Origin of the sequence: Streptomyces sp. 891-h, assembly GCF_022760275.1 — a bacterium.
In the GTDB taxonomy this organism is placed as follows: Bacteria; Actinomycetota; Actinomycetes; order Streptomycetales; family Streptomycetaceae; genus Streptomyces; species Streptomyces spirodelae.
This window is the reverse complement of sequence record NZ_CP050693.1, coordinates 1-25,334: the sequence shown is the minus strand read 5'-3', so window position 1 is coordinate 25,334 and position 25,334 is coordinate 1. Positions and strand designations below refer to the sequence as shown.

At 68.2% G+C, this 25,334-nt stretch carries 28 protein-coding genes and 5 pseudogenes; 27 read left to right on the top strand and 6 right to left on the bottom strand.

From position 1 onward, the window contains the following. Positions 1-146: 146 nt before the first annotated feature. The 3 genes from HC362_RS00165 to HC362_RS00155 all read right to left on the bottom strand — a co-directional run bounded on the left by HC362_RS00165 (position 147) and on the right by HC362_RS00155 (position 2,251). A complete protein-coding gene (locus HC362_RS00165) occupies positions 147-617 on the bottom strand; it encodes a flavodoxin family protein (protein WP_243081620.1) in 471 nt (156 codons plus the stop codon). Between the two features lie 232 nt (positions 618-849). Next, positions 850-1,368 (bottom strand): RDD family protein, encoded by a 519-nt coding sequence (locus HC362_RS00160; protein ID WP_243081619.1) that lies wholly within the window; start codon positions 1,366-1,368, stop codon positions 850-852. A 178-nt stretch (positions 1,369-1,546) separates the two neighbouring features. Beyond that, positions 1,547-2,251, bottom strand: a complete 705-nt coding sequence (locus tag HC362_RS00155; RefSeq protein WP_243081618.1) for a hypothetical protein — start codon at positions 2,249-2,251, stop codon at positions 1,547-1,549. A 164-nt stretch (positions 2,252-2,415) separates the two neighbouring features. On the opposite strand from HC362_RS00155, the pseudogene HC362_RS00150 reads away from it, so the two are divergent. Then, a pseudogene (locus HC362_RS00150) lies at positions 2,416-3,601 on the top strand (IS701 family transposase). Between the two features lie 160 nt (positions 3,602-3,761). On the opposite strand, the gene HC362_RS00145 reads toward HC362_RS00150, so the two are convergent. Beyond that, positions 3,762-4,292: a hypothetical protein gene (locus tag HC362_RS00145; protein ID WP_243081617.1), complete on the bottom strand. Its 531-nt coding sequence runs from the start codon at positions 4,290-4,292 to the stop codon at positions 3,762-3,764. Positions 4,293-4,391: 99 nt separating this feature from the next. Here HC362_RS00145 and HC362_RS00140 point away from each other — a divergent pair, with 99 nt between their 5' ends. From HC362_RS00140 to HC362_RS00080, 13 genes and pseudogenes are all read left to right on the top strand, one after another. After that, positions 4,392-4,679 carry a hypothetical protein gene (locus HC362_RS00140; protein ID WP_243088940.1) on the top strand — a complete coding sequence of 96 codons (288 nt, stop codon included), beginning with the start codon at positions 4,392-4,394 and terminating at the stop codon, positions 4,677-4,679. Continuing rightward, positions 4,615-5,202: an aminotransferase class I/II-fold pyridoxal phosphate-dependent enzyme gene (locus HC362_RS00135; protein WP_243081616.1), complete on the top strand. Its 588-nt coding sequence runs from the start codon at positions 4,615-4,617 to the stop codon at positions 5,200-5,202. The genes HC362_RS00140 and HC362_RS00135 overlap by 65 nt, the downstream gene beginning before the upstream one ends. 108 nt (positions 5,203-5,310) lie before the next feature. Further along, the gene (locus HC362_RS00130; RefSeq protein WP_243081615.1) at positions 5,311-6,735 is read left to right on the top strand and encodes a hypothetical protein; all 1,425 of its coding nucleotides are present in this window, start codon (positions 5,311-5,313) and stop codon (positions 6,733-6,735) included. A gap of 102 nt (positions 6,736-6,837) precedes the next feature. After that, positions 6,838-6,933 (top strand): annotated as a pseudogene (locus HC362_RS00125) (IS5/IS1182 family transposase); the annotation flags it as partial. A 266-nt stretch (positions 6,934-7,199) separates the two neighbouring features. After that, positions 7,200-7,355: pseudogene (locus HC362_RS00120) on the top strand (IS5/IS1182 family transposase); the annotation flags it as partial. A 46-nt stretch (positions 7,356-7,401) separates the two neighbouring features. Then, the gene (locus tag HC362_RS00115; RefSeq protein ID WP_243088292.1) at positions 7,402-7,965 is read left to right on the top strand and encodes a protein kinase; all 564 of its coding nucleotides are present in this window, start codon (positions 7,402-7,404) and stop codon (positions 7,963-7,965) included. Continuing rightward, on the top strand, positions 7,962-8,333 hold the full coding sequence (locus tag HC362_RS00110) for a GNAT family N-acetyltransferase (RefSeq protein ID WP_243088291.1): 372 nt from the start codon (positions 7,962-7,964) through the stop codon (positions 8,331-8,333). The genes HC362_RS00115 and HC362_RS00110 overlap by 4 nt, the downstream gene beginning before the upstream one ends. Positions 8,334-8,414: 81 nt before the next feature. Beyond that, entirely contained in the window at positions 8,415-8,924 is a 510-nt protein-coding gene (locus tag HC362_RS00105) for a hypothetical protein (protein ID WP_243081614.1), read from the top strand. 63 nt (positions 8,925-8,987) lie between these two features. Further along, entirely contained in the window at positions 8,988-9,785 is a 798-nt protein-coding gene (locus tag HC362_RS00100; protein WP_243081613.1) for a DUF6042 family protein, read from the top strand. Then, positions 9,778-10,341: an AAA family ATPase gene (locus HC362_RS00095; RefSeq protein ID WP_243081612.1), complete on the top strand. Its 564-nt coding sequence runs from the start codon at positions 9,778-9,780 to the stop codon at positions 10,339-10,341. The genes HC362_RS00100 and HC362_RS00095 overlap by 8 nt, the downstream gene beginning before the upstream one ends. A 291-nt stretch (positions 10,342-10,632) precedes the next feature. After that, on the top strand, positions 10,633-10,884 hold the full coding sequence (locus HC362_RS00090) for a hypothetical protein (protein WP_243081611.1): 252 nt from the start codon (positions 10,633-10,635) through the stop codon (positions 10,882-10,884). Positions 10,885-11,133: 249 nt separating this feature from the next. Continuing rightward, entirely contained in the window at positions 11,134-11,445 is a 312-nt protein-coding gene (locus tag HC362_RS00085) for a hypothetical protein (RefSeq protein ID WP_243081610.1), read from the top strand. Between the two features lie 410 nt (positions 11,446-11,855). After that, entirely contained in the window at positions 11,856-12,443 is a 588-nt protein-coding gene (locus HC362_RS00080) for a hypothetical protein (protein WP_243081609.1), read from the top strand. 115 nt (positions 12,444-12,558) lie between these two features. Here the strand turns inward: HC362_RS00080 and HC362_RS00075 are convergent, their stop codons facing one another. Further along, positions 12,559-12,732: a hypothetical protein gene (locus tag HC362_RS00075; RefSeq protein WP_243081608.1), complete on the bottom strand. Its 174-nt coding sequence runs from the start codon at positions 12,730-12,732 to the stop codon at positions 12,559-12,561. 392 nt (positions 12,733-13,124) lie between these two features. On the opposite strand from HC362_RS00075, the gene HC362_RS00070 reads away from it, so the two are divergent. Continuing rightward, positions 13,125-13,703 (top strand): dihydrofolate reductase family protein, encoded by a 579-nt coding sequence (locus HC362_RS00070; RefSeq protein ID WP_243081607.1) that lies wholly within the window; start codon positions 13,125-13,127, stop codon positions 13,701-13,703. Between the two features lie 75 nt (positions 13,704-13,778). Here HC362_RS00070 and HC362_RS00065 read toward each other — a convergent pair. After that, positions 13,779-14,665: pseudogene (locus HC362_RS00065) on the bottom strand (IS982 family transposase). 170 nt (positions 14,666-14,835) lie between these two features. Between HC362_RS00065 and HC362_RS00060 the strand changes: the two are divergent. The 12 genes and pseudogenes from HC362_RS00060 to HC362_RS00005 all read left to right on the top strand — a co-directional run bounded on the left by HC362_RS00060 (position 14,836) and on the right by HC362_RS00005 (position 24,852). After that, complete coding sequence (locus HC362_RS00060) at positions 14,836-15,966, top strand: hypothetical protein (RefSeq protein WP_243081606.1); 1,131 nt, start codon at positions 14,836-14,838, stop codon at positions 15,964-15,966. 62 nt (positions 15,967-16,028) lie between these two features. Beyond that, on the top strand, positions 16,029-16,382 hold the full coding sequence (locus HC362_RS00055) for a hypothetical protein (protein WP_243088939.1): 354 nt from the start codon (positions 16,029-16,031) through the stop codon (positions 16,380-16,382). Continuing rightward, positions 16,333-16,830: pseudogene (locus HC362_RS00050) on the top strand (ABC transporter permease); the annotation flags it as partial. The gene HC362_RS00055 and the pseudogene HC362_RS00050, both read left to right, overlap by 50 nt. Next, the gene (locus HC362_RS00045; protein ID WP_243081605.1) at positions 16,827-17,510 is read left to right on the top strand and encodes an ABC transporter ATP-binding protein; all 684 of its coding nucleotides are present in this window, start codon (positions 16,827-16,829) and stop codon (positions 17,508-17,510) included. The pseudogene HC362_RS00050 and the gene HC362_RS00045, both read left to right, overlap by 4 nt. Positions 17,511-18,905: 1,395 nt before the next feature. Beyond that, the gene (locus HC362_RS00040; RefSeq protein WP_243081604.1) at positions 18,906-19,445 is read left to right on the top strand and encodes a winged helix-turn-helix domain-containing protein; all 540 of its coding nucleotides are present in this window, start codon (positions 18,906-18,908) and stop codon (positions 19,443-19,445) included. Next, positions 19,442-19,969, top strand: coding sequence for a transposase (locus tag HC362_RS00035; RefSeq protein ID WP_243088290.1), 528 nt, complete (start codon positions 19,442-19,444; stop codon positions 19,967-19,969). Before HC362_RS00040 ends, HC362_RS00035 begins: the two co-directional genes overlap by 4 nt. 1,188 nt (positions 19,970-21,157) lie before the next feature. Further along, positions 21,158-21,457, top strand: coding sequence for a hypothetical protein (locus HC362_RS00030; protein ID WP_347568403.1), 300 nt, complete (start codon positions 21,158-21,160; stop codon positions 21,455-21,457). A 730-nt stretch (positions 21,458-22,187) separates the two neighbouring features. Further along, positions 22,188-22,655, top strand: a complete 468-nt coding sequence (locus HC362_RS00025) for an ATP-binding protein (RefSeq protein ID WP_243081603.1) — start codon at positions 22,188-22,190, stop codon at positions 22,653-22,655. Beyond that, positions 22,642-22,875, top strand: a complete 234-nt coding sequence (locus HC362_RS00020) for a hypothetical protein (RefSeq protein WP_243081602.1) — start codon at positions 22,642-22,644, stop codon at positions 22,873-22,875. Before HC362_RS00025 ends, HC362_RS00020 begins: the two co-directional genes overlap by 14 nt. Then, a complete protein-coding gene (locus HC362_RS00015; RefSeq protein ID WP_243081601.1) occupies positions 22,875-24,017 on the top strand; it encodes a hypothetical protein in 1,143 nt (380 codons plus the stop codon). Before HC362_RS00020 ends, HC362_RS00015 begins: the two co-directional genes overlap by 1 nt. Before the next feature lie 57 nt (positions 24,018-24,074). After that, positions 24,075-24,332, top strand: coding sequence for an endonuclease/exonuclease/phosphatase family protein (locus HC362_RS00010; protein ID WP_347568527.1), 258 nt, complete (start codon positions 24,075-24,077; stop codon positions 24,330-24,332). A 133-nt stretch (positions 24,333-24,465) separates the two neighbouring features. Continuing rightward, on the top strand, positions 24,466-24,852 hold the full coding sequence (locus tag HC362_RS00005) for a hypothetical protein (RefSeq protein ID WP_243081599.1): 387 nt from the start codon (positions 24,466-24,468) through the stop codon (positions 24,850-24,852). Positions 24,853-25,334 lie beyond the last annotated feature (482 nt).

Sequence of the window (25,334 nt, the reverse complement as noted above, 5' to 3'; positions counted from 1 at the left end):
GGGACGGATGCGGGCTGCCCTCACCCACCGTCCCGGGCGCGGCACCACTCCTCGAGCGCACTGTCGCAGCGGGCCCCGGTACGCCGGGGCTCCGGATCGTGAACCTGCTGGCCGGGGGCGCGGCAGAAGCTCCCGTGTGGGACGAGTCAGGACACCGGCCCCCGCCCGTCCCGCAGCCGTTCGGCGAACGCCCGCGCGGTGGCCAGGTCCCCGGCGTTCGGGCGCTGCTTGTTGATGCCGCCAACAACCTTGAAGGGCAGCCAGGTGTCGAACGCCCGGCACGAGAAGGTCCCGTCCACCTCGAAGCCCTTGCTTGCGAGGAGCCGGACCAGGGGGCGGGTGAAGGGCGCCGGCGGCACCTCTGGCAGCCCGCTGGTGGCGAACACGAAGGCCCGGCCCCGCTGCCGGGGGAGTGTCTTGACGAAGTCGGTCAGTCGGCGGTGGAACCTGCCGTAGAAGATGCCCGAGCCGAATCCCACGAGGTCGGTGTCGGCAAGCTCTGCCGGGTCGGCCTGTTCAGGGGAGACGACCCTCGCGCCCAGTGCCTCGGCCATGCGGTCGGCGACACGACGCGTATTGCCGTGCGACACAGAGGTGCACACGATGACGGCCTTCATCCTCGCGATCCTTTCTCTCGCTTCTGTAGTGAGGACAGCGTGGCGACGTCCGATGTGACATCACTCAGGTGTGAGGGCAGTCACGCCATCTGGGGCAGCGGCAAGCCTCCGTGAAGGACGTCAACTGGAGTTGGAGTACTGGGGAGGGAACAAACTGTGGCAGCGGACGCTCGCTCACCAGGCGTTTGACACGCGGTATATGCGTGGCACGTCGCGGATAGGAGTCCAGTCTCTACAGGGGAGCGGCGTTGGCGCGGACAACCACCACGCTGGTGAGCTTGTCAGCGAACGTTTGGTTCTTGGCGTCACCGAGGGCCCACCACCAGCCGAGCCCGAAGACGGGATAGTTCAGGAACTGGAGCAGCCGGCGACCGAGTGCCAGACCTACGCCCAGCATCTGGCCACCGTGGTCACGGAGGGCTCGGATACCCAGCAGCTCTTTGCCCACGGTCTGCCCAGTGCGGCCTTCGCGAATCAGTTGGTAGAGCACGACAGCGCTCGTCACCAGAAGTCCGGTACAGGCCAGGGCGTTTGCAATCGTCTCGCCGTTCTCCCCGATGGGCTCCCACACGGCATTCTCGAAGATCATCAGCAGGAACAACGGCGCGGAGTTCAGCGCGATGTCGAGGAGAAACGCGCTGGCCCGCCGCAGCCAACTGGCGTAGGACGGATGCGGTGGTGCGTACAGGCCCGGTTGGCAGTGCGGCGGGTGAGTGACTCCGTACGACATCGAGGGGCCAGGGTGGCTCATACATACTCCTTGATGGCGACTCGGTGTGAACGAGTGCCCGCGGGCTGGTCTAAGGACGAGGCAGGGATCTTCCGTCGGTCACGCCCGCGCCATGCTCCGGCCTCACCGCTGAGGAGGTGCCGCCGCGATTCCTTGGCCGCCGGGTACCCCGCCAAGCACCGCGCGGCCGCCTCCCATGTCAGTGTCCTGCTTCGTGCGTGCGCAGAGTGCTTGCTGCGAACTTCCGGGTGCGTTCAGCGGCCTTGGCCACGGGCACATGGGTGCCGGAAGGTGGGTAGAAGTCGACGACACCGAGGGCTCCGTAGTTCGCCCACATACAGGTGGTCATCGGGAAGTTGTCCGCCACGTTCTTCTGGCACTCGATCACCAGCTCCTTGGTGGTGAAGGTGCGGGGCTTGCCCACCATGGAGCGCCCGTAGCTGCCAATCAGGTCCATGGTGTAGCGGAAGGATTTTTTCAGAGAGGCCTTGGGGTCGGCGATCCTCTTGTACAGCTTGGTCTCGCCCATCAGGTGGGGAACAGTTGCCGGCACACTGCCCTTGGTCAGCACGATGCGCTTGGCACCGAAGCAGGATGCCTGGAAAGATTTCTCCTCCGAGTCGCTCTCCTGCAACTTGAGCCCGTCGTCCCCAAAAACGCCCATGTCCAGGCCATCGCCATAGCGGAAGCCCCCATCGCCTTCGTCGCAGGTCATCCCTGGCAGGTGCGGGATTCGAGCTTGTTTGTAGCGCTTGCCGGTATCGGCAGCGAGCTTCTGCGGGGCCAGCGGGCTCTTGCTCTTGCCGCCCCCGCCCCTGGCCTCATCCTCGGCCTTGCCCGCACCGCAGCCCGCGGTGAGCACCCCCACAGCGGCGAGTATCGCCGCGGCCTTCCTCCTGGTCACGTGATCCCCTCTGGTCACCCCTGATGATCACCGGAGAGTCTAGGGGGAAGCGCCTGGCAGCGCCGCCGGGAAGAGCCCCACGTGCCCCTCTACCGCCTCGGCGGCGTCCAATACTGCAATGGTGCTTGCGGTGACTGGTGGCCAGGTTGGTCGTTGGTGTGGCTATGGGTGGGGACCTTGGTGATGTCGGGGTGTGGGCTGGTGAGCTGGAAGCGGTGCATGCGCGGTTCGTGCACCGTTTCAGCAGGTCGGAGCCCCGGGAGTCGGCACTGGCCTACATGCGGGGCCTGATCGCTCCGCTGCAGCGGAAGAACGGCTGGACGCTGGCGGAGGAGGCCGGCCACGCGAGCCCGGACCGTATCCACCGGATGCTGAACCGGGTCGAGTGGGACGCCGATGAGGTGCTCGACGATGTGCGCCGGTATGTGGTCGACAACCTCGGTGACCGGGACGCTGTCCTGGTCGTGGACGACACGGGCTTTCTGAAGAAGGGGACGCGGTCGGCAGGGGTGCAGCGGCAGTACTCCGGCACCGCCGGGCGGACGGAGAACTGCCAGGTCGGGGTCTTCCTCGCCTATGCCACCGATCGCGGGCGGACGCTGATCGACCGGCGTTTGTATCTGCCCACCTCCTGGACCGACGACCGCGAAAGGTGCCGCCGGGCCGGAGTCAGTGACGAGGTCGCCTTCGAGACCAAGGTGGCCATGGCCAAGGCGATGGTCCGCCGCGCGATCGCGGACAAGATCCCGTTTCGGTGGGTGACCGCGGATGCCGCCTACGGCTTCTCCAAGGGCTGGCGGTCGGAACTGGAGCGGGCGGACGTTTTCCACGTCATGGCCACCACCCGGCACGACACCGTGGTCACCCGCTGGGCGATCGACCATCCCGTCCACGACCTGTTTAACGGCCTCGCCCGGCAGAAATGGAAGCGCCGTTCCTGCGGCAGCGGGGCTCACGGCCTGCGGATCTACGACTGGGCACGCGTTGAGGTGCGGCCCTGGCACCGGCCTGACCGCCGCCACTGGGTGATCGCCCGCCGCAGCGTTGTCCGCCCGCAGGAGATCTCCTACTACATCGCCTACTGCCCCGCCGAGACCACACTGGACGAGCTGATCCGCATCGCGGGCAGCCGATGGGGCCATCGAGGAATGCTTCCAGAGCGCGAAGCAGGAGTGCGGCCTGGACGACTACCAGGTCCGCCGCTACCCCGGCTGGCACCGCCACGTGACCCTGGCCATGGCCGCCCACGCCTGCCTGACCGTCCTGCGGGCCCGTGAGCTGGAGGCTGGGAAAGCAGAAACGGATCCTCCCAGCTCGTCCACCTCAGCCTCGCCGAAATACGGCGGCTGATCACCCGCCTCATCGACCGCCGCCCCACACCCGTCGAGCACATCCTGCACTGGTCGACCTGGCGCCGAAGGCGACAACACCAGGCCCGCACCAGCCACTACAAACGACGCGGACACAGCCCATCACCTGGCCACCAGTCACCGCAAGCACCGTTGCAGTACTAGGAGTTGGCCCGGTTGGCACCCGGCCCGCGACGGGCGAGGCCGAACCGTCCCGGCGCATCTTCGTCCAGCCAGCCCCGCTCCACCAGCCGCTTCAGTTTCCCCCGGGTCCCCTCGATCTTCCCGGTCGTGGCCTCCAGCCCGACCCGCGGCACGATCTGCTTGGCCTGCAACGGGCCCGGCGCGTCCGCAATGACCTCTACGATGTCCCGGTACATGTCCGGCAGTACCGCCGTCACCAGTCCCTCCCGCCAGGGCGGCACCATTTTCACCCCGACACCGTGAGGCGCCGATGTCTTCTCCGGCCCTGGCACCTGCCCCGCTGGCACGTCCGGCCCGGCATCACTCTCCGTGGCCGACAGCTCAGCCAGGACCTCCGTGACCGTCTCCCGCGTGATCTCCAGCCGTGACAGAACCTCTCGCGACTTCTCCAGCCGCAGGGCCAACTCCACGACCTGGGCCTCAAGTTCCTCGGCTCGCTGCCGAGCCGCAGCCTCCCGGGCCTGAAGCTCTTCCGGCAAAGACACCACGGCGCCCCACCTCCACCCGTCACGGTAGGACTACGACAGCACTGCCTACACGCCAATCAGCGTCTTCCCAGCTCAGCCACCCGAAAGGATCCGCACCCTGTGGAGAACCACATCAATGGCGGAATATTCTTCGGCACGGTCGTGATGGGGCAGCGGGTGAAGATCACCCTCCCGCGGGAGATCACCCCCGCGCTGAACGGGCTGCCCAAGCGCGGCCGGATGTTCTCCGGGCGCGGCGACGAACTCGCCATGATCGTCGGAGAACTGGAGCGATTCCGGTGCACTGCTCGGCCCGAGTCACTGGAACGCCCTCGCTCCCGTTTTGGAGAGGCACGACTGCTGGCTGATCCACAACGCGGCGATGGAACGCATCCTGTTCGACGGTAACCGCCCGGCGCACCCGGCCGCACACCCCGCCCTCGCCGAACGGACCGTCACCGTCGGATCGGCGTCAAAGGAACTGCGCCTGATCGGCTGGCGGGTGGGCTGGGTCGTGGGTCCCTCCCGGATCATCTCGGACGTCGCCCTGGTGGGGATGACCAACGTGGTGTGCCAGGTGGGAATCGCCCAACAAGCCGTCGCCGCGGCGCTGGACGCGTCCGACGCCGACGAGGACGTCGCCGCGGCCACGCGCGTCTGGGAGCAGCGCCGGAACATCGTGATGCAGCAGCTCGACGGATACCCGCTCGTACGACCGCACGGCGGCTGGTCCCTTCTTCTCGACACCGCCGCGCTGGGACTGGCTCCGGGTGAGGCGTCCGAGCGCCTCTTCCGTCACGGACGGGTCGCCGCGACGCCGATGACGGGATGGGGGCCCAGGGGCGAGAGGTATCTGCGGCTGGTCTTCGCCAACGAACCCGCCGACCGTCTCGGCGATCTGCGCGAACGCTTCCGTACGGCTTTCGGATGAAGGCCACGTCAACCTCAGGTCGCACATGGTCGCGCCCTGGGATTGATGCGGGGACGACGGTGGCGCACCCAGCATGGCGGTGTGACAGAAACACTGCCGGGTCTTCACATGTCCTCTCTGGAAATCGTGGTTGTGGCAAGTGCCGTCGCGCTCGTGACGGCCCGCTGGCTTCCCCGACGCACGCGTCGGCCGACCGCGTTCAGCGCCTCGGTGGTGGTGCTGTTGTCCGGCGTGGCGCTGGTGTGGAGTTCGCTGCGGTGGCAGATGGTGCCCGTACTGACCGGCGCCGCACTCGTCCTGCCGTTCGCCGTCGCAGCCGAACTCCGGGCGCGCAGCGGTCGGCCGCCGCGCAGGGCCCGATGGTGGGCGGCCCTGCCGGCGTCGCTGGTGTGCCTGTGTCTGATAGCGGTCGGCCCGGCTGCCGCCTGGGCCCTGCCCGTGCCGACGTTCCCGGCGCCGTCCGGCTCCTTCGCCGTGGGCACCAGCGTGGTGCAGTGGACCGACACCGACCGCCCCGAGAACGCCACCCCCGACGACGACCGGCGCACCGTCGTAGTGCAGTTGTGGTACCCGGCGCGAAAGAGCCCGGCGGACGCGCAGCGCGCCGCCTACCTCGGACGCTCGGACCGTGAGGCGGACATCGTCTCCGACGCCCTCGCCGACTACGTCGGCGTACCCGCCTTCCTCCTCGACGGCCTGCCCCGCGCCCGTACCCACGCGGTGGTCGACGCGCCGGTGGCCGACGGCAGCGGACGTTTCCCGGTCGTGCTGTTCTCCCCGGGGCTGGGTGGAGTGCGTACCCAGAATTCGGCATGGGCGCAGGAACTGGCCAGCCACGGCTACGTCGTCGCGGCCCTCGACCATCCCTACGACTCGGCCGCCGTCGTCCTCGCCGACGGTCGGACCATCCGCACGAAGGTCACCGCCACGGGTGACGCCGACCGTGACGAGAAGCGGGCGGCCGAGTGGACCGCAATCCGTGCCGCCGACCTGAGCTTCGTTCTTACTCAACTGAACCGTGTCGCGCGAGGTGAACTCGCGGGGCCGGTGGGCGGGCGGATGGACACCGGCCGAGTGGCCGTTGCCGGTCACTCCCTCGGCGGAGGCTCCGCCCTGCAAGCGGCTCGCCAGGACACCCGGTTCGACGCCGTGATCGACCTGGACGGCTTTCCACACGGCCCCGCCCCGACACGCTTCCCGCAACCGGTGCTGGCGCTGACCCAGGACGTCCACCGGGACATCGACCCCGACTACATCCCCCGCCTCACACACGTGCTCGGCTTGAGCGGCGCGACCAGCTACCGGCTCACCGTCCCCGGCGCGGCACACCTCACGTTCACCGACGCACCGCTCTACCTCCCCCCGGTGGAGTCGATTGTCGGATCACAGGGCCGTACCGACGGACCGCGCATCACCGCCGCCGCCTCGCTCGCCTTCCTCGACACCACCCTGCGCGACCAGCCGGATGACTTGGCCACCGCTCTGGCCGCACACGGTGATCTCACCGTCCACTCCCCCCGCGGCAGTAGTTGAGGAAGGTGGGTGGGCCCGCCCGCTGTGTATCGAAAGTGGATCTCGAGCTGTGAATGATCACGGTTCCTGGCGCGGGGAGATCTCACGGACAAGCAGTGGGCGGTGCTGGAGCCGTTGCTCCCGAAGGGCACGAAGACAGGCCGGCCGTCCGTCTGGCCTCGGCGGCAGTTGATCGACGGCATACGGTTTCGGGCGCGGACCGGTGTGCCGTGGCGGGATGTGCCCGCCGAGTACGGACCGTGGGGCCGGGTCTATGACCTTTCCGTCGGTAGCGGAACGGAACCTGGCAGCGGAGATCCTCACCCGCCTTCAAGCCCTGGCCGACGCAAAGGGGGCGATCAGGTGGGACCTGAGCGTCGATTCCCCTGTGTGCCGCGCTCACCAGCATGCGGCCGGTGCTCGAAACCGGGCGACCTGGAGGAGGAACCGCCGGTCGGTGTGTTTACCGAGCCTGGTGATCACGGTTGGGACGCTCGCGCGGCGGGTTCACCACCAAGCTGCACTTGGCGGTTGAGCAGGGGCAGAAGCCCACGCCGATCGTCGTCACGGCCGGGCACCGCGGGGACTCGCCGCAACTCGAACCGGTGCTGGAGAAAGTCCGGGTGCCCCGTATCGGGCCGGGTTGGCCACGCGTCCGCCCCGATCGCGTGCGGGCGGACAAGGCGTATGCTTCCCGAAAAGAACCGCGCCTCGGTGCGCCCCTGGCTCGCGGGCATCGCCCGCACCTGGACGGAGAGCCTCGCGCTCATGCACGCCGCCGGGTGGGCCCACGCCGACGTCCAGCCGACCAACACCCTGGTCACCCACGACGGCCACGCCGCCGTCATCGACTACGCCCTCGCCTGTGGCCCCGGCGACGGCCGCCGCGTCCCATACCGGGGCGCGCTCACCCACACCACCGCCCCCGAGCTCGCCACGCAGATCCTCGACACCCCCGCCGACACTCACATCCAGGCACAACCCTCCGGCGACATCTGGAGTCTGAGCGCCTCCTTGTTCTGGTGCTGGACCGGACAGAGCCCCGTCGCCTACGGCGACGACCTCGATCGGTTGGAGAAGCTGGCCGTCATCGCCCGGGGCACCACCACCGCGCTGAGACGACGTCCGGCCTGGTCCTTCCCAGAGTTCGAAGACGCCATCACCGCGTGCCTGGCACCCGACCCCGCCGACCGGCCCACCGCGAAGAAGCTGACGCCGCATGGTGGCCCTGTGCGCCCTGGCCCTCGATGACGCCCCCGGCCCTCACCCGCATCTACAGCGGGGCATCCATCCGGTACACCACCGGCAAGCCCCTCACCCCCGAACAGGCCCACGAGAAGGTCCGCGCGACCCTCGCCCGAGCCGCCGAAAGCCCCCGCGCGCAGTGGAGCTGGGGCATCCTCCACGCGGACGACCTGATCGGCCTGACCTCCCTGCGCCGACGCACTCCGACCACGGGCACCACCAGCTACATCCCCCGGGACGACAGCTGGGGCAACGACTACGCCGCCCAGGCCGCCCACCAGGTCGTCGCTGTCGCCTTCACCACCGCCGGCCTCAACCGGCTGGAGGCCATGCACCACCCTGACAACCCCGCCTTCGGCCGCGTCCCGGCCTGAGCCGGGTTCACCCGCATCGGCACGGCCGACCGGGACACCGGGCCCGGAACCGTCCCTTACGGGCTGAGAGCGGTGCCTGACATGAAGCTCAGCGACCTCGGCCCGCTGCTGGCCCGCCGCCAAGACGGCGGCCTCAGCTTCGAGCGCTTCCGCGCCGACCCGGCACTGGCCGCCCTGCAATGGCCCAACGATGTCCTGAGGGACTTCCTCTTCGACCACGGCGACAACGGCCACTTCGTGGACGACTACGGAGACGTCGATCTGTGCGCCATCACCTGGAAGCTGGAGACGATTCCGGCCGCGGCCTTTCCCACCATGCCGACCGGCGAGAACGACGCCGGCTGCATCGAGAGCTACGCCGCCGACCCGGTGTACTGGGTCAAGGCGCGGCCCCCGGAAGTCGGCCGGCACTGGGAAGACCACGGGACGTGGATGCGCCCGCCGCTCCTCGTCGACCGGCGCCTCCTGGACCCGGCGGACAGCGGACTGCAGGTCCTGGAGGGCCGCACCCGCGCCGGAGTGCTGTGCGGCCGCCTCCGCGAGCAGCTGCGCGTCGCCCCGCACCACCAGACGTGGATGGGACGGCCGTGAGAACCTGCCGGGTCTCGCTGCGTACGCTGCGAGCATCGAGGCGTTTTCGAGGAAGAGCTGCGGATGACTGAGAAGGCGTCTGTTCCCGGGCCGCGCCCGGGACATGGCGATGCACAACGACTGGTGGGTGTCGGGCTGGGAGCACGTCCTGCCCCGTCAGGGCTTCCCGCTGACCGTGCTGATCGGGACGCGTGCCAGCCTGGTTCCACCGGCTCCCTGGACGACCTGGTACACGAGATCTTCGACGGGCACTGGGACATGATCCGCGGTGACCTCGACGGTCCCCTCACCTTTTCTTGGCCGGATGAGGAATGGGACTACGAGGCCGCGCCCGAGGGCCGTGAGGCATGCGAGGCGGCCCGCTGGGAGCAGTTCAGCGCCATGCTGACGACAGCCGGCTTCCCGGTGCCCACCACTGTGCGGGACCTGTCCGAGCTCTCCTTGACGTGGGGCCTGGCCCGCCGCGAGGAGACGCCGGACGGCACCCGGTGGTCGATGCCCGCCGCGCTGCCCGGCGACCTGCTGCCCTTGGACCCCGAACTCACCGAGCGCCTCGACGGGATCCGCTGGACGATGCGCACCGGCCCGCTCCTCGACACCCTCATCGACCACCTGGTCGACGATCTGGGTGAACCGACAAAGGCCGTCACCTCCCTGGACCGGCTTGCGGCAGCCACAGGCCAGGACATCGACGACGTCCGGCTCGCTGTCGCGGAACTCGTGAAATCCGGCGACGCCCGTGTCCGGCGCGGCGAGGAGCCGGCCGACGCGGAGCGCCTGGAGGCCCACTGCCGCTTCCGCCTGGTCATGGACTGGGAGCACTTCCACGAGCACCGCATCCAGGTCAGCCGCGGTGACTGAGGCCGCGCACGGCACCGTGGGGACCAGCGACACGCGCCTGATCGTGCTCCGAGGCAACAGCGCCTCGGGCAAGTCGTCCGTCGCGGCCGGCCTGCGCGAAAAGTTCGGGCGCAACCTCGCCATCGTCGCCCAGGACAACCTCCGCCGAATCGTGCTGCGCGAACGCGACCGGCCCGGCGGCGCCAACATCGGCCTGATCGACCTCACCGCCCGCTACGCCCTGGACCACGGCTTCCACGTCGTCGTCGAAGGTATCCTGTACGCCGACCGCTACGGCACGATGCTGCAGAACCTGGTGCGCGCCCACCAGGGCGTCACACGGTGCTACTACCTGCACGTGCCCTTCGAGGAGACGGTGCTCCGGCACGCGACGAAGCCAGATGCCGAGTACCTTGCGCACGTCAACGAGGGCCACCTACGCGACTGGTACCGAGAGAAGGACCTGCTCCCCAACGGCCTGGAGACCGTTATCGACGCGGCCAGCACCCTGGACGACACGGTCCGACAGATCCTCTACGAGAGCGGCCTGGACGGCATTCTCCCGCTCGACCGCTGAGGGGCCGCCACCGCAGGTACGGTCATCATCACGGCACCGATGACGGCACACACCACCGGACCCAGGGGGCAATGGGCGTGGAGAACGGATCGCAGAGCATCCCGTGGGGCGGCGAGCGGCGACGTCACCTCCGCTCCGATGCCGAGAGGGATCTCGTGCGCTCGTGGATGAGCCGTGTCGAATGCCCGTCCTGCAAGGCAGCCGTAGGGCGGGCCTGCCGCACCGCCGGCGGTGCCGCAGGGGCGAAAGGAGGGCCTCATCCCGGAGCAGCCGACGTACACGATTCCGGCCGTGCTCAAGGAGACGGAGAAGGCACGCGCCGACTACAACGTGGACACCGCCCTGGCCGACGGTGTGGCGGTCGTTCGGATGCTCCTCGCCGACCGACTCGGGTTGTTCCTCCAGGGCGAGGAGGCCATGGACCGCATCGACGACGCCGTGCGCAAACTGATCGAGGTTCCGCGGCCCGGTGGGGACGGCCGACGTGGTCACTGTCCTCGCCAGCCAAGTCGCCTCGCTGCTGGCTGCGAACGCCGGACCTGACGGCGATCCAGAGGCCCTGTTCGACACGATGATCCGCGCGCAGATCGACATGGTCGGCAGGAGGAATGCGATCGAGAAGGAACGAGCCGACGGCTGACCGGCCGGTCAACGCCCATCGTGACCGCGATCTGGGCAACGAACACTTAGCCAAGGCGATCGGGAACACGTACGGTCGGCGGGCCAAGGAGATGTACAACTGCAGTACCAACGTGCACGCTGGCGAGTCCCGTTCGAGCGAAGGGCTGAGCTGTGCCCGTCCGACCTGAAATCGTCTGCATCTGCGGCTCTACCCGGTTCGTGGACGAGATGCGTGCGGCGAATCGCGATCTGACCCTCGCCGGGGTCATTGTTGTCGCGCCAGGCGAAGCAGACGAGTTGATCACCGACAAGCAGAAGAAGGCGCTGGGCGCCCTCCACCTGCGCAAGATCGACCTGGCAGACCGGGTTCTGGTCGTCAACCCTGGCGGGTACATCGGCGAGTCCACGAGCAGGGAAATCGACTATGCCCACGCCACCGGCAAGCCGATTTCGTTCACCGATCCCGCTCCGGCTGCCACGTAGTTCGCCGGGGGAGTGTCCCAAGATCCCAGGGCCTACACGCACACCAGTGCGATGCCGCAGCTCAGGATCCCCGGGCATCGCACCCCACAGTGCGTGCAGGGCCTGGAAGCGGTGCCGCTGGCCCGGGACAGCGAAGGACCCCCCGGGCCGCCCGTGCGCCGGGGTCCTTCGCCGGTCTCACCGCCGCCGCTCATCAGTCGTCAGGTGCGCTGCCCACCCATACGATCGGCCGGCCCTCGCTGTTGCGGCCCCGGTTCGGTTCCTCCGACTATCCGGCGGGCCATTTCCCCCGCCCTTTCCACCGTCCTCTGTGTTCCTGGAGAAGCCGCGTTGACTAGAACCGCCCAGGCACCGGCGCGGCGCCGCCGTCATGCCCACCTGATCGCGACCACCACCCAGTTGGTGGGCGAGTGCGCCCAGGCCGTCGCAGCTTCTACGACCCGATCAGCCAGGCTCCGCCCGACCAGGAAGAGGTGCCGGTTTCTCTCGGGCGGGCCCACATGCTCCTCCACACCCCCCCGGCCGTCTGGATGCCGCACGCGCCCAGGACGACGCCCGCTGGCCCGAGGCCCTCGACCACGAACGCCAGCAGCGCCGGACCTCCTTCCGAGCGGCGCTGCGCCGTCATCGACGCCGAGACGGTCTTGCTGGACGCTGCTCTCGGCTTCGAGGGCAGCGCTCCCGAAGGACCGGCACTGCTGCCGTCGCCGACGCTGATGGCGGCCGCGGGTGTCACCGACGCCGGGGTGGAGCTCCTGGAAGCCGATCCTGACCGTCTCCTCGAGCTGCTGGAGCAGCTTGACTGGGACGGGTTCGCCCGCGAGGAAGTCCTCGACGACGCCCTCGCCACTGTTCTGGCCGGCGCCTGCCCCACCTGCGGGAGGCCACCGGCCAGCAGGACCCCAGTAGAGCGGCCGAGCACTGCCTGTCCGCTGCCCGTGCCCTTGCTCAGGCTGGTGATCCTCGCCTGTATCGACACCGGCCCTGAGCTCACCTGACGCGGACTCTCACGGCGGAGAACCCCGTGCGTCCAGCCCAACCCAGCGGCCACGAGCACCGATCGCCTGCTGCCCTGATGGGGAACGTCATCGCGCCTGCCGCGGGTGGCTTCTGTCAGGCGCGGGGAAGGCCGGTGCCTTCCGGGGCTTGGTAACAGGGCGAGACGAGGGTGACGCTGATCTGCGGTTTGAGGTTCCCTGAGCGTGTCTTCAGTGCCTCAATCGCCACGTGGTGCCCGGAGGTGGTGTGGACTGCCTTGATCTCCGGATTGCGGGCACTGCTGTTCATCGGCCCGTCCTTGGTGATATGCCACCCCCGTGCCCGGTGGTCGGGTGCGCAGTTTGTCCATGGCGGTATCGGAGTCGTCCGCGTCCGCTCGTCACAGTGCCCAGGGGGGCACTCTGTAGTAGGTGGTGAAGTCCGGGTCGATGACGCCACAGGGTATGGCGGCTGCAGGAAATGTGACTTGGGGTGGAGGAATCGTCAAGACCTGTGGATCGGCGTGCCGCGCTCTTCGTCCCACGCCGTGTCGCCGACCATGCCACCGTCCTGGCCGGAGTCAAGCCCTGGAGCCGCGTCTGGGGGGGCGGCCGGGCTCCGGAAAGGCCAGCGGCGATGAGTTCGGTCGTCGTTCACGGTCTGTCTCTTGAACCTGATCAGCCGCACTCGAGGAGAGCAACGTGACCGCTACCTACACCTTCGACGTCTTTTCCACCCTCGACGGCTACGGCGCCCACATCGGCAACTGGGGCGGCTACTGGGGCAAGCAAGGTCCCGAGTTCCTCGAGCGACGCCTCGCCTTGTACGACCAGGAGCAGCGGATGGTCTTCGGGGCCAACACGTATCGGGCGCACTCCCAGATGCTGGCCTCGGGCATCGAGGAGTCCGAGCTGAGTGACCCCTGGGTCACCCGGATGAGAAACCTGCCGGCAACGGTGGTGTCAACCACGCTGAAAGAACCCCTCGACTGGCCGGACGCGACCGTCGTGAGCGGAGACCCTGTCGACATCGTCGCCCGACTCAAGGAGGAATCCGAGGTGCCGTTGCGCTCGCACGGCAGCCTGTCGCTGAACCGGGCGCTGCTGGCCGCCGGTCTGGTCGACCGCGTCCAGGTGACGCTCTTCCCCGTGATCAACGGCCTGACCGGAGTAGACCCTGTCTTCCAGGGTGCGGCCGACTTCGATCTCGAGCTGATTGAGAGCCGGACGCTCGACGGCCGCACCCAAGAGCTCATCTACCGGCCAACCCTGCATGTCTGAGTCCACCCACCCACCCACGCCTCCAAGCAGCCGAACCTGACCCGGAAGTTCCCTAGATGAGTGAGTCCGATGTCGTTAGTGGTCGTAGGCGGTCAGGGATCGTTTGATCTTGGCGCCGGTGGTCCAGTTGTGCCAGATGCCGGCTGCGAGGGCGAGGAGTCGTTGGCTGGTGCGGGCGAAGAGACCCCGGCGGGGGTTCTGGCTCCGTGTTGTTCGAGGCTGAGCTGTCCTTTGAGGGTGTCGATGACAGCCTCGATCCACTGGCGGACGCGGGCGGTCTTCCCGTGCCGGACAGGCTCGTCCTTGCGGTCCGGCCGCACCAGGTGAGCCCCCAGCCGGTCGGCGAGGAAGGTCTCGAACTCCTTCCCGGCGAAGCCCTTGTCGGCGAGGATCACCTGTCCGGCCCGGACGAGGCGGTGGTCGCGTTCCAGCAGCGCGGCCATCACCTCGCGCTCGCCGAGCTTCGGGTTGGCCAGGCACCAGGTGACGGGCATCCCCTCGGCGGTCGTAACCAGGTAGTAGCGGAAGCCCCAGAAGAAGCGGGAGTGGCTGCGGCAGTAGCCGTATCCGGCGTGCCCTGCCAGGTTGGAGCGTTTGACGGTCTCGCGGGAGGCCGCACACGGCAGCGGCGTGGAGTCGATCAGCCGCAGGTCGTCGTGCCAGGTGGGCACCTGCCGGGCGAGCATCTCGATGGTGTGGCTGATCAGCGGCCCGGCTGCGTTGAGACGCTTGTTGTAGGCGGACTGCTGGGGCAGTTAGCGGAAGAGGTGAGCGAGCCGGTCGTGGGCGAAGCGGATCCAGTGCCGGGCCGAGGGGAAGCCCAGCAGGACCTGGGCGACTGCCAGGCACAGCAGTTCGCTGTCGGTGAGTTTCGGTGGTCGCCCGATCCGGCGACAAGGGGCCACATGGTCATCGATGAACACGTACAGTGCCGCCAGAAGGACGTCCAGGTTCGAAGTCACACTCAGACCAACGGGCGCCCTTCGCCATGGTCGCGACCAGCACAAACATCGGACTCAATCACCTAGTACCGGTTGCAGGGGGAGGGGTGGCGTGCCGGACCCCGGTCGACATGGTCTCCGGGTCCGGCCGGGGACCGACCGTGACGCGTCGAACCCCTCTGGAGGTGTACGTGGAACGTTTCGACGCCGCAGCCGCGCTACGCGAACTCGGGCTCTACTGCTCAGGAGACGGCGACCTGGACGCACTCGACCGCCTGCTGTCCGAGCTCCGGGTGGGCGCGGCCGCGGTCGAGGACCCGGCCGCGGCACGGGCACGGACGGAGGTCGCCGGCGCGCTGGGGCTGTACGAGTACGTGTCGCTGCACCCGAGTCTCGACCCGTGCAAAGAGCAAGGCTGGATCGCCCGCATCCACGCCGCGACCGCGGCACCCGACGGCGCGCTCACCGCGCAGCTCGACCACCCCGAGGCCGAGGTGCGCACCCTCGCCGCGTGCGTACTCCGCTACACCCGCGGGACCGGGCCGGGCGTGCGCACTGCGCTCCGGCGGCGGCTGGAGCGGGAGGAGGACGACGCCGTCCGCCTCCAACTCTTCGCCGCACTCGGCAGTTGCACGGCGGGCGCCTCCGACGGTGCGGCGGAGTGCGAACTGCGCGACCTCCTGACGGAGGAGCACGACGCCGTCACCAGGTTCGGCGCCGCCCTGGGGCTGCTGCGGCTCCTCGGGGCCGACCGGGTCGACGAGCCGGAGAGCGACCTTCCGCCGTACGTTCGGGCACAGCGCCACCACCTGGACGACGAGGACGTCGACGCCACCTTGCTGGACGCACTCGGCGAGTGCCTGGGCCCCCGCGAAGAGGCGCTGCTGCCACTGCCCGTGGCGGCCGGCTACGGGAACGCGCGGGAGGTGTTCGCGGAGCACTGGGCGCTGGCCCCGCGAACCCGTGTGCGCCTGTTCTCCCTGCTGCTGGCCCGGGTGCGCGGCGACCGCGAGCCGACGTGGGCAGACCGGCTCATAAGAGCAGCGCGCGACGCCTGCGGGTACGGCTGGGAGGGATCGGAACACCTGGCCGCGGAACTGGCCGACCTGAGCGCCCACGGCGACGCAGACGTGGCCCGGGAAGCGGTTCGGGCGACCCGTCGCGTGATCGCCAACCGCACGGACCTGCCGCCCGCCGTCCTCGAGCGGGTCCGGGACCGCCTCGCGGCGGTTCTCGACCACCCGCGCCTGGCCGGCGAGGTCGCCCAGATCCTCGCTGCCACGGGCGACGAGCGCTGCCTGCCGACACTGGCCGACCTCTAGGTGATTGAGTCCGATGTTTGTGCTGGTCGCGACCATGGCGAAGGGCGCCCGTGGGTCAGTGTGTGAAGACAAACCTGGACGTCCTTCTGGCGGCACTGTACGTGTTCATCGATGACCATGTGGCCCCTTGTCGCCGGATCGGGCGACCTCCGAGACTCACCGACAGCGAACTGCTGTGCCTGGCAGTCGCCCAGGTCCTGCTGGGCTTCCCCTCGGCCCGGCACTGGATTCGCTTCGCCCACGACCGGCTCGCTCACCTCTTCCGCTACCTGCCCCAGCAGTCCGCCTACAACAAGCGCCTCAACGCAGCCGGGCCGCTGATCAGCCACACGATTCGAGATGCTCGCCCGGCAGGTGCCTACCTGCGTCATCGCTTTGAACACCACCTCCGGCGCCGACATCGGCGCCGCCGATGAGGCCGCGGGCACCGAAACGGTCTCGGTGGACGACTCGCTGTCCGCGATCGGCTCCTACACCTCCGAAAACGGCTCCCTGCAGCTGATGCGCGGCTTCCTCTTCGCCATCTCCGCCCTGGTCATCGGCGCCTTCTTCACCGTCTGGACCATCCAGCGCAGCGGCGACTTCGCCGTCCTCAAAGCACTGGGCGTCTCCACCGCGAACCTGCTCAAGGACGCCCTCGGCCAGGCCGTGATCCTGCTGACCGGCGGCACCCTGATCGGCACCGGCATCGCCGTCGGCCTCGGCGCCCTCGTCTCCGGCTCTGCCGTGCCCTTCCTCCTCACCCCCACAAGGGTTTTGCTCCCCGCCGCCGTGACGATTCTCCTCGGAGCCCTCGGCGCCGCCTTGTCCATCCGCCGCATCACCTCCGTCGACCCGCTGACCGCCCTGGGGAGCGTTCGATGAGCCTGAACCTGACCGACATCACCCTCACCTACCCCGACGGCGAGACCCGCCTGACCGCCCTCGACCAGGTTGCCCTGGACGTGCCCCAGGGCAACCTGACCGCCGTCGTCGGCCCCTCTGGCTCCGGCAAGTCCAGCCTCCTCGCGGTCGCCGCCACCCTCATCACGCCCGACACCGGCACCGTCACCATCGACGGCCGGACCACCACCGGCCTGACCCGCGGTGAACTCACCGAACTACGCCGCCACAAGATCGGCGTCGTCTTCCAGCAGCCCAACCTGCTGCCCTCCCTCACCGCCGCCGAACAACTCCAGGTCATGGCCCAGATCGACGGCCGCAAACCCCGCACCGCACGCGACCGCGCGATGGCACTCCTCGACGCCGTCGGCCTCGCCGACCAGGCAGGCCGCCGCCCTCACCAGCTCTCCGGCGGCCAGCGCCAGCGCATCAACATCGCCCGCGCCCTGATGAACGACCCCACCGTCCTCCTGGTCGACGAACCCACCAGCGCCCTCGACCACGAACGCGGCGCTGCCGTCCTCGACCTGATCCTCCGCCTCACCCACCAGCAAGCCACCGCCACCGTCCTGGTCACCCACGACCGCGCCCACCTCACCGCCGTCGACCAGACAGCCGAAGTCCACGACGGGCGCCTGCGCCGGCTGGCATCGATGCGCTGAACCAGCAAGCCCGCCAAGAGAGTGGGCCCTTGCTCGTCGGCATGCTCGACGGGACGCGGGAGCCCGCATCGCCAGCCACCGCGGAAGCGGCAGGTGCCACCACCGCAGATGCCACCACCACACGCCACCACCGCGTGAACGGTCCGCCCGGTGCTCTGAGCCGCCTGGGTCTGCCCCGTACCGGCCTGCCCGGCGTACGGCTCATTTCTCTGATCCATCGTCGTCCTCATCCTCACCAAGGCCGGGTGCGTCCGGTTCGCGCAGGGGCCGCAGAGCCCCGCGCGGGGGTGGAGGGGGTGAAGCTGTAGCGGCCCAGGACGTACCTGCAGCAACGAGACCCGCTTCACCGACAGTGTTGGGCTGGACCAGCTCTCTCCCGGCTTCCAGATTTGCGTCCAGACCAGCTCGGGCCACGTCGCCCTCGTCACCTACCGAGGGCGCCCTTCAAAAGGGAACAGAGCGACTACGTCAAGCTCGACGTCACGGTCTGGCGCAACGCCATCGAGGCGAAGGATGAGTGAGCAGGAACGGTCGGCGAGGGGGCGGCTACTTACCGTTCCCGTTTGCGTTCCCCGAGCCCGGTCAAAGCCGCCGACAAGTCGGCGGCGACCTCGTGCATGAGGGGCGCGGCTGGGTCCGCGCCCCTCAGCCCGAAATCCTCCCCCGGCCCACCAGCCCACCTGCGCCTCGTGCCACGTTGAACACGCTGGAGGGCGACGGGTCGAGTCCCTTGGGCATGCATCCACTTGCCCGTACCCGGTTGCCGAACTCGTCGGTGCCCTCAGCCAGGTCCTCGGGCGTGCGGACGCGATCAGTCCCCCCGGCTCCGCGGTGGCAGACCGGCCCGGCCGGCATGCTGGTCAACCGCTCGCCACCCCCACCCTGCGTCGCCTCTTCGCGGCCGACAGCTTCCCTGCCTTCTTCCGAGCCTTTGCAGCCGATGCGCATCCGCGGTTCACTTCTTCGGTGCCGTGCGCTGACGCCGCAACTGGCGATTGCACTCCTGCGCGGCCCGGAGCCGCCGGTTCTCCTCCGCCAGCGAGATGTTCCCACTCCTAGCCTTCTTGGAGCTCTCGACCGGCTTGACGGTGCTCGGGAACGGTCCCTGTGACCGGACCCCGCGCGGAGGCGCGAACAGCCACTCAGGGCAACACCCGGGTTGTATGCCGGTGCATGGCGCCTCGCCTGGCCGTGCGGCCCGTGTACCCGTGCGCTGGTGGGGTCTGCGAACGGCAGGGCAGGCGCAAGGCAGAAGGTTGTGGGCGCGCAATGGGCGGTAGTGCATGCGGGCACGCGAGTTGATGTCGGAGTCGAACGCCGCCGGTTGCTTACTGACCTTCAAAGCGTGGTGTCGGTAGGGCTGACGGCCCGTGATCCCTGCGGTATCACGAGTACATGAGGTATGCCCAGGGCGGTGGCTTGACCGACGAACGGCGGTCCTTCCGTGAGAAGTTACGGATGGAGGCGGCCGAGCGGTTCCGGCACGGCGAGGAGAACGCGGTCGTCGCGCACGACCTGCGGGTCAGCGTCCGGTCGGTGCAGCGCTGGCGCAAAGCCTGGTCACAGCGCGGGACCAGAGCCCTGGCCTCGAAGGGCCCGGCATCGCTGCCGCTGCTGAGCGACGACCTGTTCGCCGTGCTGGAGCAAGAGCTGGCCAAGGGGCCGGTGGCGCACGGCTGGCCGGACCAGACCTGGACCCTGGCGCGGATCAAGACCCTGATCGGGCGCCGGTTCCACAAGAGCTACACCGTGCAAGGGGTGGCCGCCCTGCTCAAGCGGCACGGCTGGAGCTGCCAGGTTCCCGCCCGTCGCGCGATCGAGCGCGACGAGGCGGCAGTGGCCGGCTGGGTGAAGGATGCCTGGCCCCAGGTGGAAGGACCGTGGCGGCGCTCGACGCCTGGCTCGTCTTCGAGGACGAAGCCGGCTTCTCGATGACGCCGCCGACCACCCGCACCTGGTCCCGCCGCGGTCACACCCCTGTGGTCCGCGTCCGGGGCCGCTCCCGCCGCCGCTTATCGGTCGCCGCGCTGGCCTGCTACAAACCCGGCGAACGCCCCCGCCTGATCTACCGGCCCTGCCCGGACGCCCGGCCCGACGGGCGCAAAAGGTTCTCCTGGAAGGACTACCGCGACCTGATCCAGACCGCGCACCAGCAGCTCGGCGGCCCGATCGTGCTGATCTGGGACAACCTCAACACCCATCTCACTGCCGGAATGCGCCGCTACATCGCCGACCGCGACTGGCTCACGGTCTTCCACCTGCCGTCTTACGCGCCCGACCTCAACCCGGTCGAGGGCATCTGGTCGGTCCTGCGACGCACCACCGCAGCCAATCGCGCTTTCGCCGACCCCGACGACCTGATCACTGCCATCCGACGCGGCCTACGCCAACTCCAATACCGCCCCGACGTCCTCGACGGTTGCCTCACCGGAACCGGCCTACGGCGCCAGCCACCATGACGACACCACGCTTTGAATGTCAGTAGGCATGGACGGAGTACTCCCGCGGTAAGAACGCACGGTTTGACGGCCAGGAGTCCAGTGCATTACCCGCCGCAAACAATAGGGGAGCACCTGGCGGGATTCATTAGAGTGGGGCCGTGCGCAATATGACGGCGGCCGTTGCGGGGCGACCTTCGCCGGTGACGGCGTGAATACCGGGAGCTGGCAGCATGGGCGGTTTGTCAAGAGCCTGGCGTGGAGTGGTGATGGGGGACTCGTAGCCGCAAAGATGGGAGGGGGATGGGGAGTATCCGCAATCGTAGGACCGCGCGCATCGAACATGTGTATCGATCCAAAAACGGAACGTCACCATTCATGGATACCGCAGGGTGCTGAATTTGAAAGCCACGCATAGCAACTTTGAAACCAATGCGGGCCTATCGAGTGCATTCTGTGGTGCAGGTGGCGTGAGCCCGGGGAGCGAGATCGGGATATACTGAAGAGTAAATAGATCGATCCGGGGGGATGCGGATTGATGTGTGATGGAGACTGCGGGGGGAGCGGCAGTGAAAGCAACTGTATTGAGACGCAGATCCTGGCTGGTGTTCAGCTGGCTAATTGCCCTGGGCCTTGGGGTTGGAATGATCGTGGCGGTGTCCAAGGTTACATCGGTGCATGGATTCCAAACCGGCTGGCAGGGAATACCGGTATACCTGGGGCTTGTGGGTGTTTGTGGGAGGGTTGCGAATTGTAAAATCATCCTACGTGTGAATATTCTCGTGGTGATTAACCCCCTACGTACGCATGTCGTTCCGAGGTCGGTCATCGATAAAGTCTCGGTCTGCGATGACGGCTCACTGAAAATCGAAACTTGCTCAGGCTGCACCATCTCGGTTTTTGCATTTGGTGGATCCCTCTTGGATCATTTTGTAGGCGCAAGTCGCGAGGCCGGGCGAAGAGTCAACAATTGGCTTCGATCAGGTGACGCAGTAACGGTCGGTAAGGAGTCTCCGCGGGTCCATTGGACGCGCTGTATGCTTGCTGATTTTTCCCTTGTGCTGTGCGCTGCGACGTCAGGCGTGGGTGTGATCTGGATGGCACTCACCTGATAAGAGAGGAGGCGAATATACGGCTATCGTCCTTTCCGGGTTGTGTCGTTATATACCTGTTTGTCCAGCTATAGGTGCTGTTCTGTAGCCGTAGCTCATGCCACTCGCACTACCGGCCGGCCTGACCGGCCGCCACGCTTTGGACGGCGGCTATCACGCCGTCATCGAAGGCATCCTCTACGCCAACCACTACGGCGCCATGCTCGCCCAACTCCTCGCCGGACGCTGGCCACCACTGCGGGCGTGGTCCTTGCCGTTCGCCGAAACCCTCGCCCGCCACGTCGCCAAGCCGATCGCCGGCATGGTCAGCAGGACGCAGCTGCGCGACTGGTCCGGCCGCGTGATCTCCTTCCCGGCGGCGTCGAGACCCTCATCGGCGCCGACAGAAGCACCTTGACCGTCGGCTGCATCATGCTCGACTCGGGCCTGGCCGGCCTTCCCGCACTCGAGGAATGACGGGAAGTGCCCCGGCGATCCACCGCAGCTCCTGACTCGCTCCCCCCCCCGAAGGTCCGCCGCGAGGACGCGCACCGCGTTCTTCAGCAGCGTTCAGCAGTCCTCCGGGGGCCTGGCGGCCGTCGCCCGACTCGTTCCGGCCGGCGGCGTCCTCGGCGCGCTCATCTAACCCGTAGACCGCTGTGGTGAGTTCGGGCTCGGTGTCTTCCGGACCCGGGCGGGCGGATCTGCTGCGAGGCTGTAGGCGTCACCGGCGGCTCCCCATCGGGTTCCGCGTTTGCTCGGCGCTCGTGGCGGGGGAGTGGGATGCCGGCGCGTGTCCGCCCTGATGCGAGGTGACCCTGGGCACCGCGAACGGACCGCCCCTGCTCGCGCGGGGACCACTCCTCGAAGTGGTCGTGTGTCGCCCGGTACAACGGGCCACCCCCGCTCGCGCGGGGACCACTTGGCCCACCGGTTCTGCGTGAGCCCCTTGAGCGGACCACCCCCGCTTGCGCGGGGAGCAGATGGCCCTGGCCTTCCTCAGTATCGGCGCCCTGGGATCATCCCCGCGCCTGCGGGGAGCAGTCCAAGCGTGCGCGCGTAGGGCGGTCTCACGAGGGGCCATCCCCGCGCCTGGGGGGAGCAGTTGTCGACGGCCGCGGCGATCTCGAAGTCGAACGTGGGCGCTTATGAGGGCTCAGGAGAACGTCCGGGCCGCGATCGAGGCGAAGGCAATGATCTGTATCTACGGGCAGGCCGGCAACGGCAAGTCCTTCGCGGTCAACGCTTCGCTTCGGGAACTGGCACCGACCTTGACCCGCCGTATCCAGTTCCGGGCCCGCCCCACCACCCGGGACCTGCGGCACGAGCTCTTCCACGCCCTGGGCCTGCACGGCTGCCCGCCCTCCCACGCGATCGAGTTCGACCGCATGCTGCGCGGCGCACTCGAAGAGCCCCGGGTACTGGTCTGTGACGAGGCGCAATGGTTGTCAAAACTGTGTTTCGAGTACCTGCGCTACTTGTGGGATGACACCGACTCCGACCTGACGATCGTCTTCACCGGCGGCAACGGCTGCTTCGAGATGCTGCAAAGCGAGCCGATGCTCGAATCCCGGGGTCTACGCCTGGCAGGAGATCGGCGGCATGCCCCTGGATGAAGTCCTCACCGTGATCCCCGCCTTCCACTCCATGTGGTCCGACGCCGACCCCGACCTGATCGCACTGTGCGACCAGGAAGCCGCCCACGGAAACTTCCGCGCCTGGGCGAAGATCACCCACCACCTCACCACCGGCCTGCAGGAGACCGGCCGCAAAACCGCGGACGAGGACCTCCTGCGCTGGGCCTACAGCAAACTCCGCACTCGCCAGGCCGCCTGATGCTGACCTGCCCGAGCCCACCGGCCATCGCACTCGTCACCGACCCGCACGACGACGTCACCCACACCCGGGCCGCCCTGGCCGCCCACGACCCCGCCGAGGGCCGCCTGACAATCCATCCGACTCCCGGAACCCGCTCCACCCTCGCCCTTGCCCACGACATCCTCGCCGCCCTGGGCAAACCCGTCCCCCTGACCGGCTACCGCCCCCTCGACCACCGCCCGGCCTGGACCTTGTGCGCCGCCTGGATCCTCGCCCTCCCCGTCACACACCTGGCCCTCCTGCGTGCCCATCTCCTCGACCCCCACGCCCTGGACGACCTGCTGGCCCTGCGCGCCAGGACAGGGCTGCGCCTCGCCTTGGTGTGCCACAGGCGAAAGGTCCCCACGGTCCTGGAGAGGGCCCTGAGCCGAACGGACCACTACCTCGCGGACGCGGAAGCACTCCTGCCTGCCGAGGAAACCGCCACCCGGCCCGAGACCGGTGCTCCGGGCAAGCCGTCACGGCGTTGGATCACTCTGCCGGCACTGACCACCCTGCGCTCCCTCGACGAGGCCGACCACTGTGCCTGTCAGCCACCGACAGCCGACGAATGCGGCTTCACCCCGCCCTCTGTGCCCGCCGCCGACCGCAGCCTGATCACCTGCCGTCTCCAGGCCGCCACCGCCCACCCGCACCTGGCGGCCCAGCTGGCCACGGCCTGCTTCACGGCTGCCTCGATGACCCAGCTGCGCACTGCCCGCGTCACCGACGCCGCTTTGGACGCCCGCACCCTGACACTCCACGACTCGGTGAACGCCCGGCAGGGCTGTATGACCCATCCCGTGCCCTCGTGGGCGCGCCCCTTCCTCCGCGCCACCGTGTTCCTCCACTTGCTGATCACCGACAGCAAAGGTGCCCGTCTCTTCGCTGACCCGCTTCGAGCAGCTCGGCTGCCGCGTCTGACCGACTTCGCGGAGCAGTGCAAAATCCGCCCACCCCAACCGCTCCTGCCAAAGAACACCCGCCGGAAGACGCCGCCACCCACCGTGTGGCCACTGAGCACCGCTCACCACAGCACACTCCGCGAGAAGGACACGATCGGCTTCCTCCAACTCCTCGGCCACAGGAAGTCAGTGGGCCGTCGACGGCACCACGTGTGAGCAGCTCTGGTAGGTCGACAGGAGGGTTGAGACTGACGGAACGCTCGTCTCGCCACGCTGACGGGATGCCCGGCAGTACTCGTCGGTGACTTCAACACTGGCCGTTCCACCGTGGCATCGGCTCTGGGAACGGGTTTCGCCGCCGTGGATCTGCCGCCGGACGCCCTGCCGACACGGCCGCACACCTCAGGCTCGGCGTCACAGTGGGGGATCGACCATGTGGTCGTGCGCGGTGCTGGTGTCAGCAGCGCCGCAGTCGAGAGGGCGGGCGGACTCTCGGACCCCAACCTGATCCGCGCGAGCCTCACGGTGTGATCCCCGCTGCATTGCTGCGCCGCCCTGGCCAGGACGGCGTGGGATCACATCTGCCGTTACTGGTGCCGCAAGGAGCGGTGGTAATTTATATGGCTCAATGAGTCAACCGCCTGATGGAATAGAGAGCACCACAATGCCTGAATCGGCGCTCTACGAAGCGCTTGTCAATGGATTCCGCGAGGTATCCGCGATCCTTGACCAGAAGCATTCCACGCTCGCAGCCGACCCCGTATTGGCCGATCTCGCCGCTCGCGTGGAATCAGTTCCTGAGTCGGAGGAAGTGAAGATCGCCATCCTGTACGCCCTCGATTCGCGCGAGTTGTCCGGATCCGCAGAGGTCGTCCAGTATTTCGCCCACCGATTTCGATGGAACTGGCTGAGGAGTGAGCTCGAGAAGCGGCATAGCGGCTCTCTCGCGAACGTAGACCACAGGCTCACCCGCCACTACGAGAGAATGCTGGAAGCATTCACTCAAGATTGGGAAGACAGGGATCTATTCCCAAGCCTTGATCGCCAGTAAGGGAACTTTATCACTGACGGGCCGCGTCTTTTTGTCAGTGGTTGGATGACGTTTCTGCGGTTTTAGTGCGGCGTTTATAGGGTCGGGCTGTGTGGTGCTGGGATGCGGGGTGGTGTGCTGTGGTCCCAATTCCGACCCCATCGTGCATACTTGATTCGGAGTCAGGGAATCGCCCCTGGAGGGTGCGGGGGAGTGATTCCGGAAGCCAAAATCGACCCCGGTATGCGTACAGGAGCAGTCAGGCGGGACCGCACCCCTTCCCGCAGTTCGCCGGTACGCGACCCCGGAGGGGGCGCGTACCAACCCCAACCCCCACACTGGTCCGCAGACCGGAAAACAAGGCAACGCCACAGGCCACAGGGCCGGTTGGCCACGCCGGAGGCGGGGCCTCCGACCCCGGAGGGGGCGGGACTGGCCCCCGGAGGGGCCAGTCTTACGCCGCGTAGCGGCGTCGCGTCGTGTCTGCGGAGCAGACCGCGCGC

Excerpts from the sequence above, each read along its gene's own strand:
- HC362_RS00165 (WP_243081620.1), bottom strand. The coding sequence starts at position 617 with ATGAAGGCCGTCATCGTGTGCACCTCTGTGTCGCACGGCAATACGCGT.
- HC362_RS00160 (WP_243081619.1), bottom strand. The coding sequence starts at position 1,368 with ATGAGCCACCCTGGCCCCTCGATGTCGTACGGAGTCACTCACCCGCCG.
- HC362_RS00130 (WP_243081615.1), top strand. The coding sequence starts at position 5,311 with ATGTCCTCTCTGGAAATCGTGGTTGTGGCAAGTGCCGTCGCGCTCGTG.
- HC362_RS00115 (WP_243088292.1), top strand. The coding sequence starts at position 7,402 with ATGCTTCCCGAAAAGAACCGCGCCTCGGTGCGCCCCTGGCTCGCGGGC.
- HC362_RS00110 (WP_243088291.1), top strand. The coding sequence starts at position 7,962 with ATGACGCCCCCGGCCCTCACCCGCATCTACAGCGGGGCATCCATCCGG.
- HC362_RS00105 (WP_243081614.1), top strand. The coding sequence starts at position 8,415 with ATGAAGCTCAGCGACCTCGGCCCGCTGCTGGCCCGCCGCCAAGACGGC.
- HC362_RS00100 (WP_243081613.1), top strand. The coding sequence starts at position 8,988 with ATGACTGAGAAGGCGTCTGTTCCCGGGCCGCGCCCGGGACATGGCGAT.
- HC362_RS00075 (WP_243081608.1), bottom strand. The coding sequence starts at position 12,732 with ATGAACAGCAGTGCCCGCAATCCGGAGATCAAGGCAGTCCACACCACC.
- HC362_RS00045 (WP_243081605.1), top strand. The coding sequence starts at position 16,827 with ATGAGCCTGAACCTGACCGACATCACCCTCACCTACCCCGACGGCGAG.
- HC362_RS00040 (WP_243081604.1), top strand. The coding sequence starts at position 18,906 with ATGAGGTATGCCCAGGGCGGTGGCTTGACCGACGAACGGCGGTCCTTC.
- HC362_RS00035 (WP_243088290.1), top strand. The coding sequence starts at position 19,442 with ATGACGCCGCCGACCACCCGCACCTGGTCCCGCCGCGGTCACACCCCT.
- HC362_RS00030 (WP_347568403.1), top strand. The coding sequence starts at position 21,158 with ATGCCACTCGCACTACCGGCCGGCCTGACCGGCCGCCACGCTTTGGAC.
- HC362_RS00025 (WP_243081603.1), top strand. The coding sequence starts at position 22,188 with ATGAGGGCTCAGGAGAACGTCCGGGCCGCGATCGAGGCGAAGGCAATG.
- HC362_RS00020 (WP_243081602.1), top strand. The coding sequence starts at position 22,642 with ATGCCCCTGGATGAAGTCCTCACCGTGATCCCCGCCTTCCACTCCATG.
- HC362_RS00015 (WP_243081601.1), top strand. The coding sequence starts at position 22,875 with ATGCTGACCTGCCCGAGCCCACCGGCCATCGCACTCGTCACCGACCCG.
- HC362_RS00005 (WP_243081599.1), top strand. The coding sequence starts at position 24,466 with ATGCCTGAATCGGCGCTCTACGAAGCGCTTGTCAATGGATTCCGCGAG.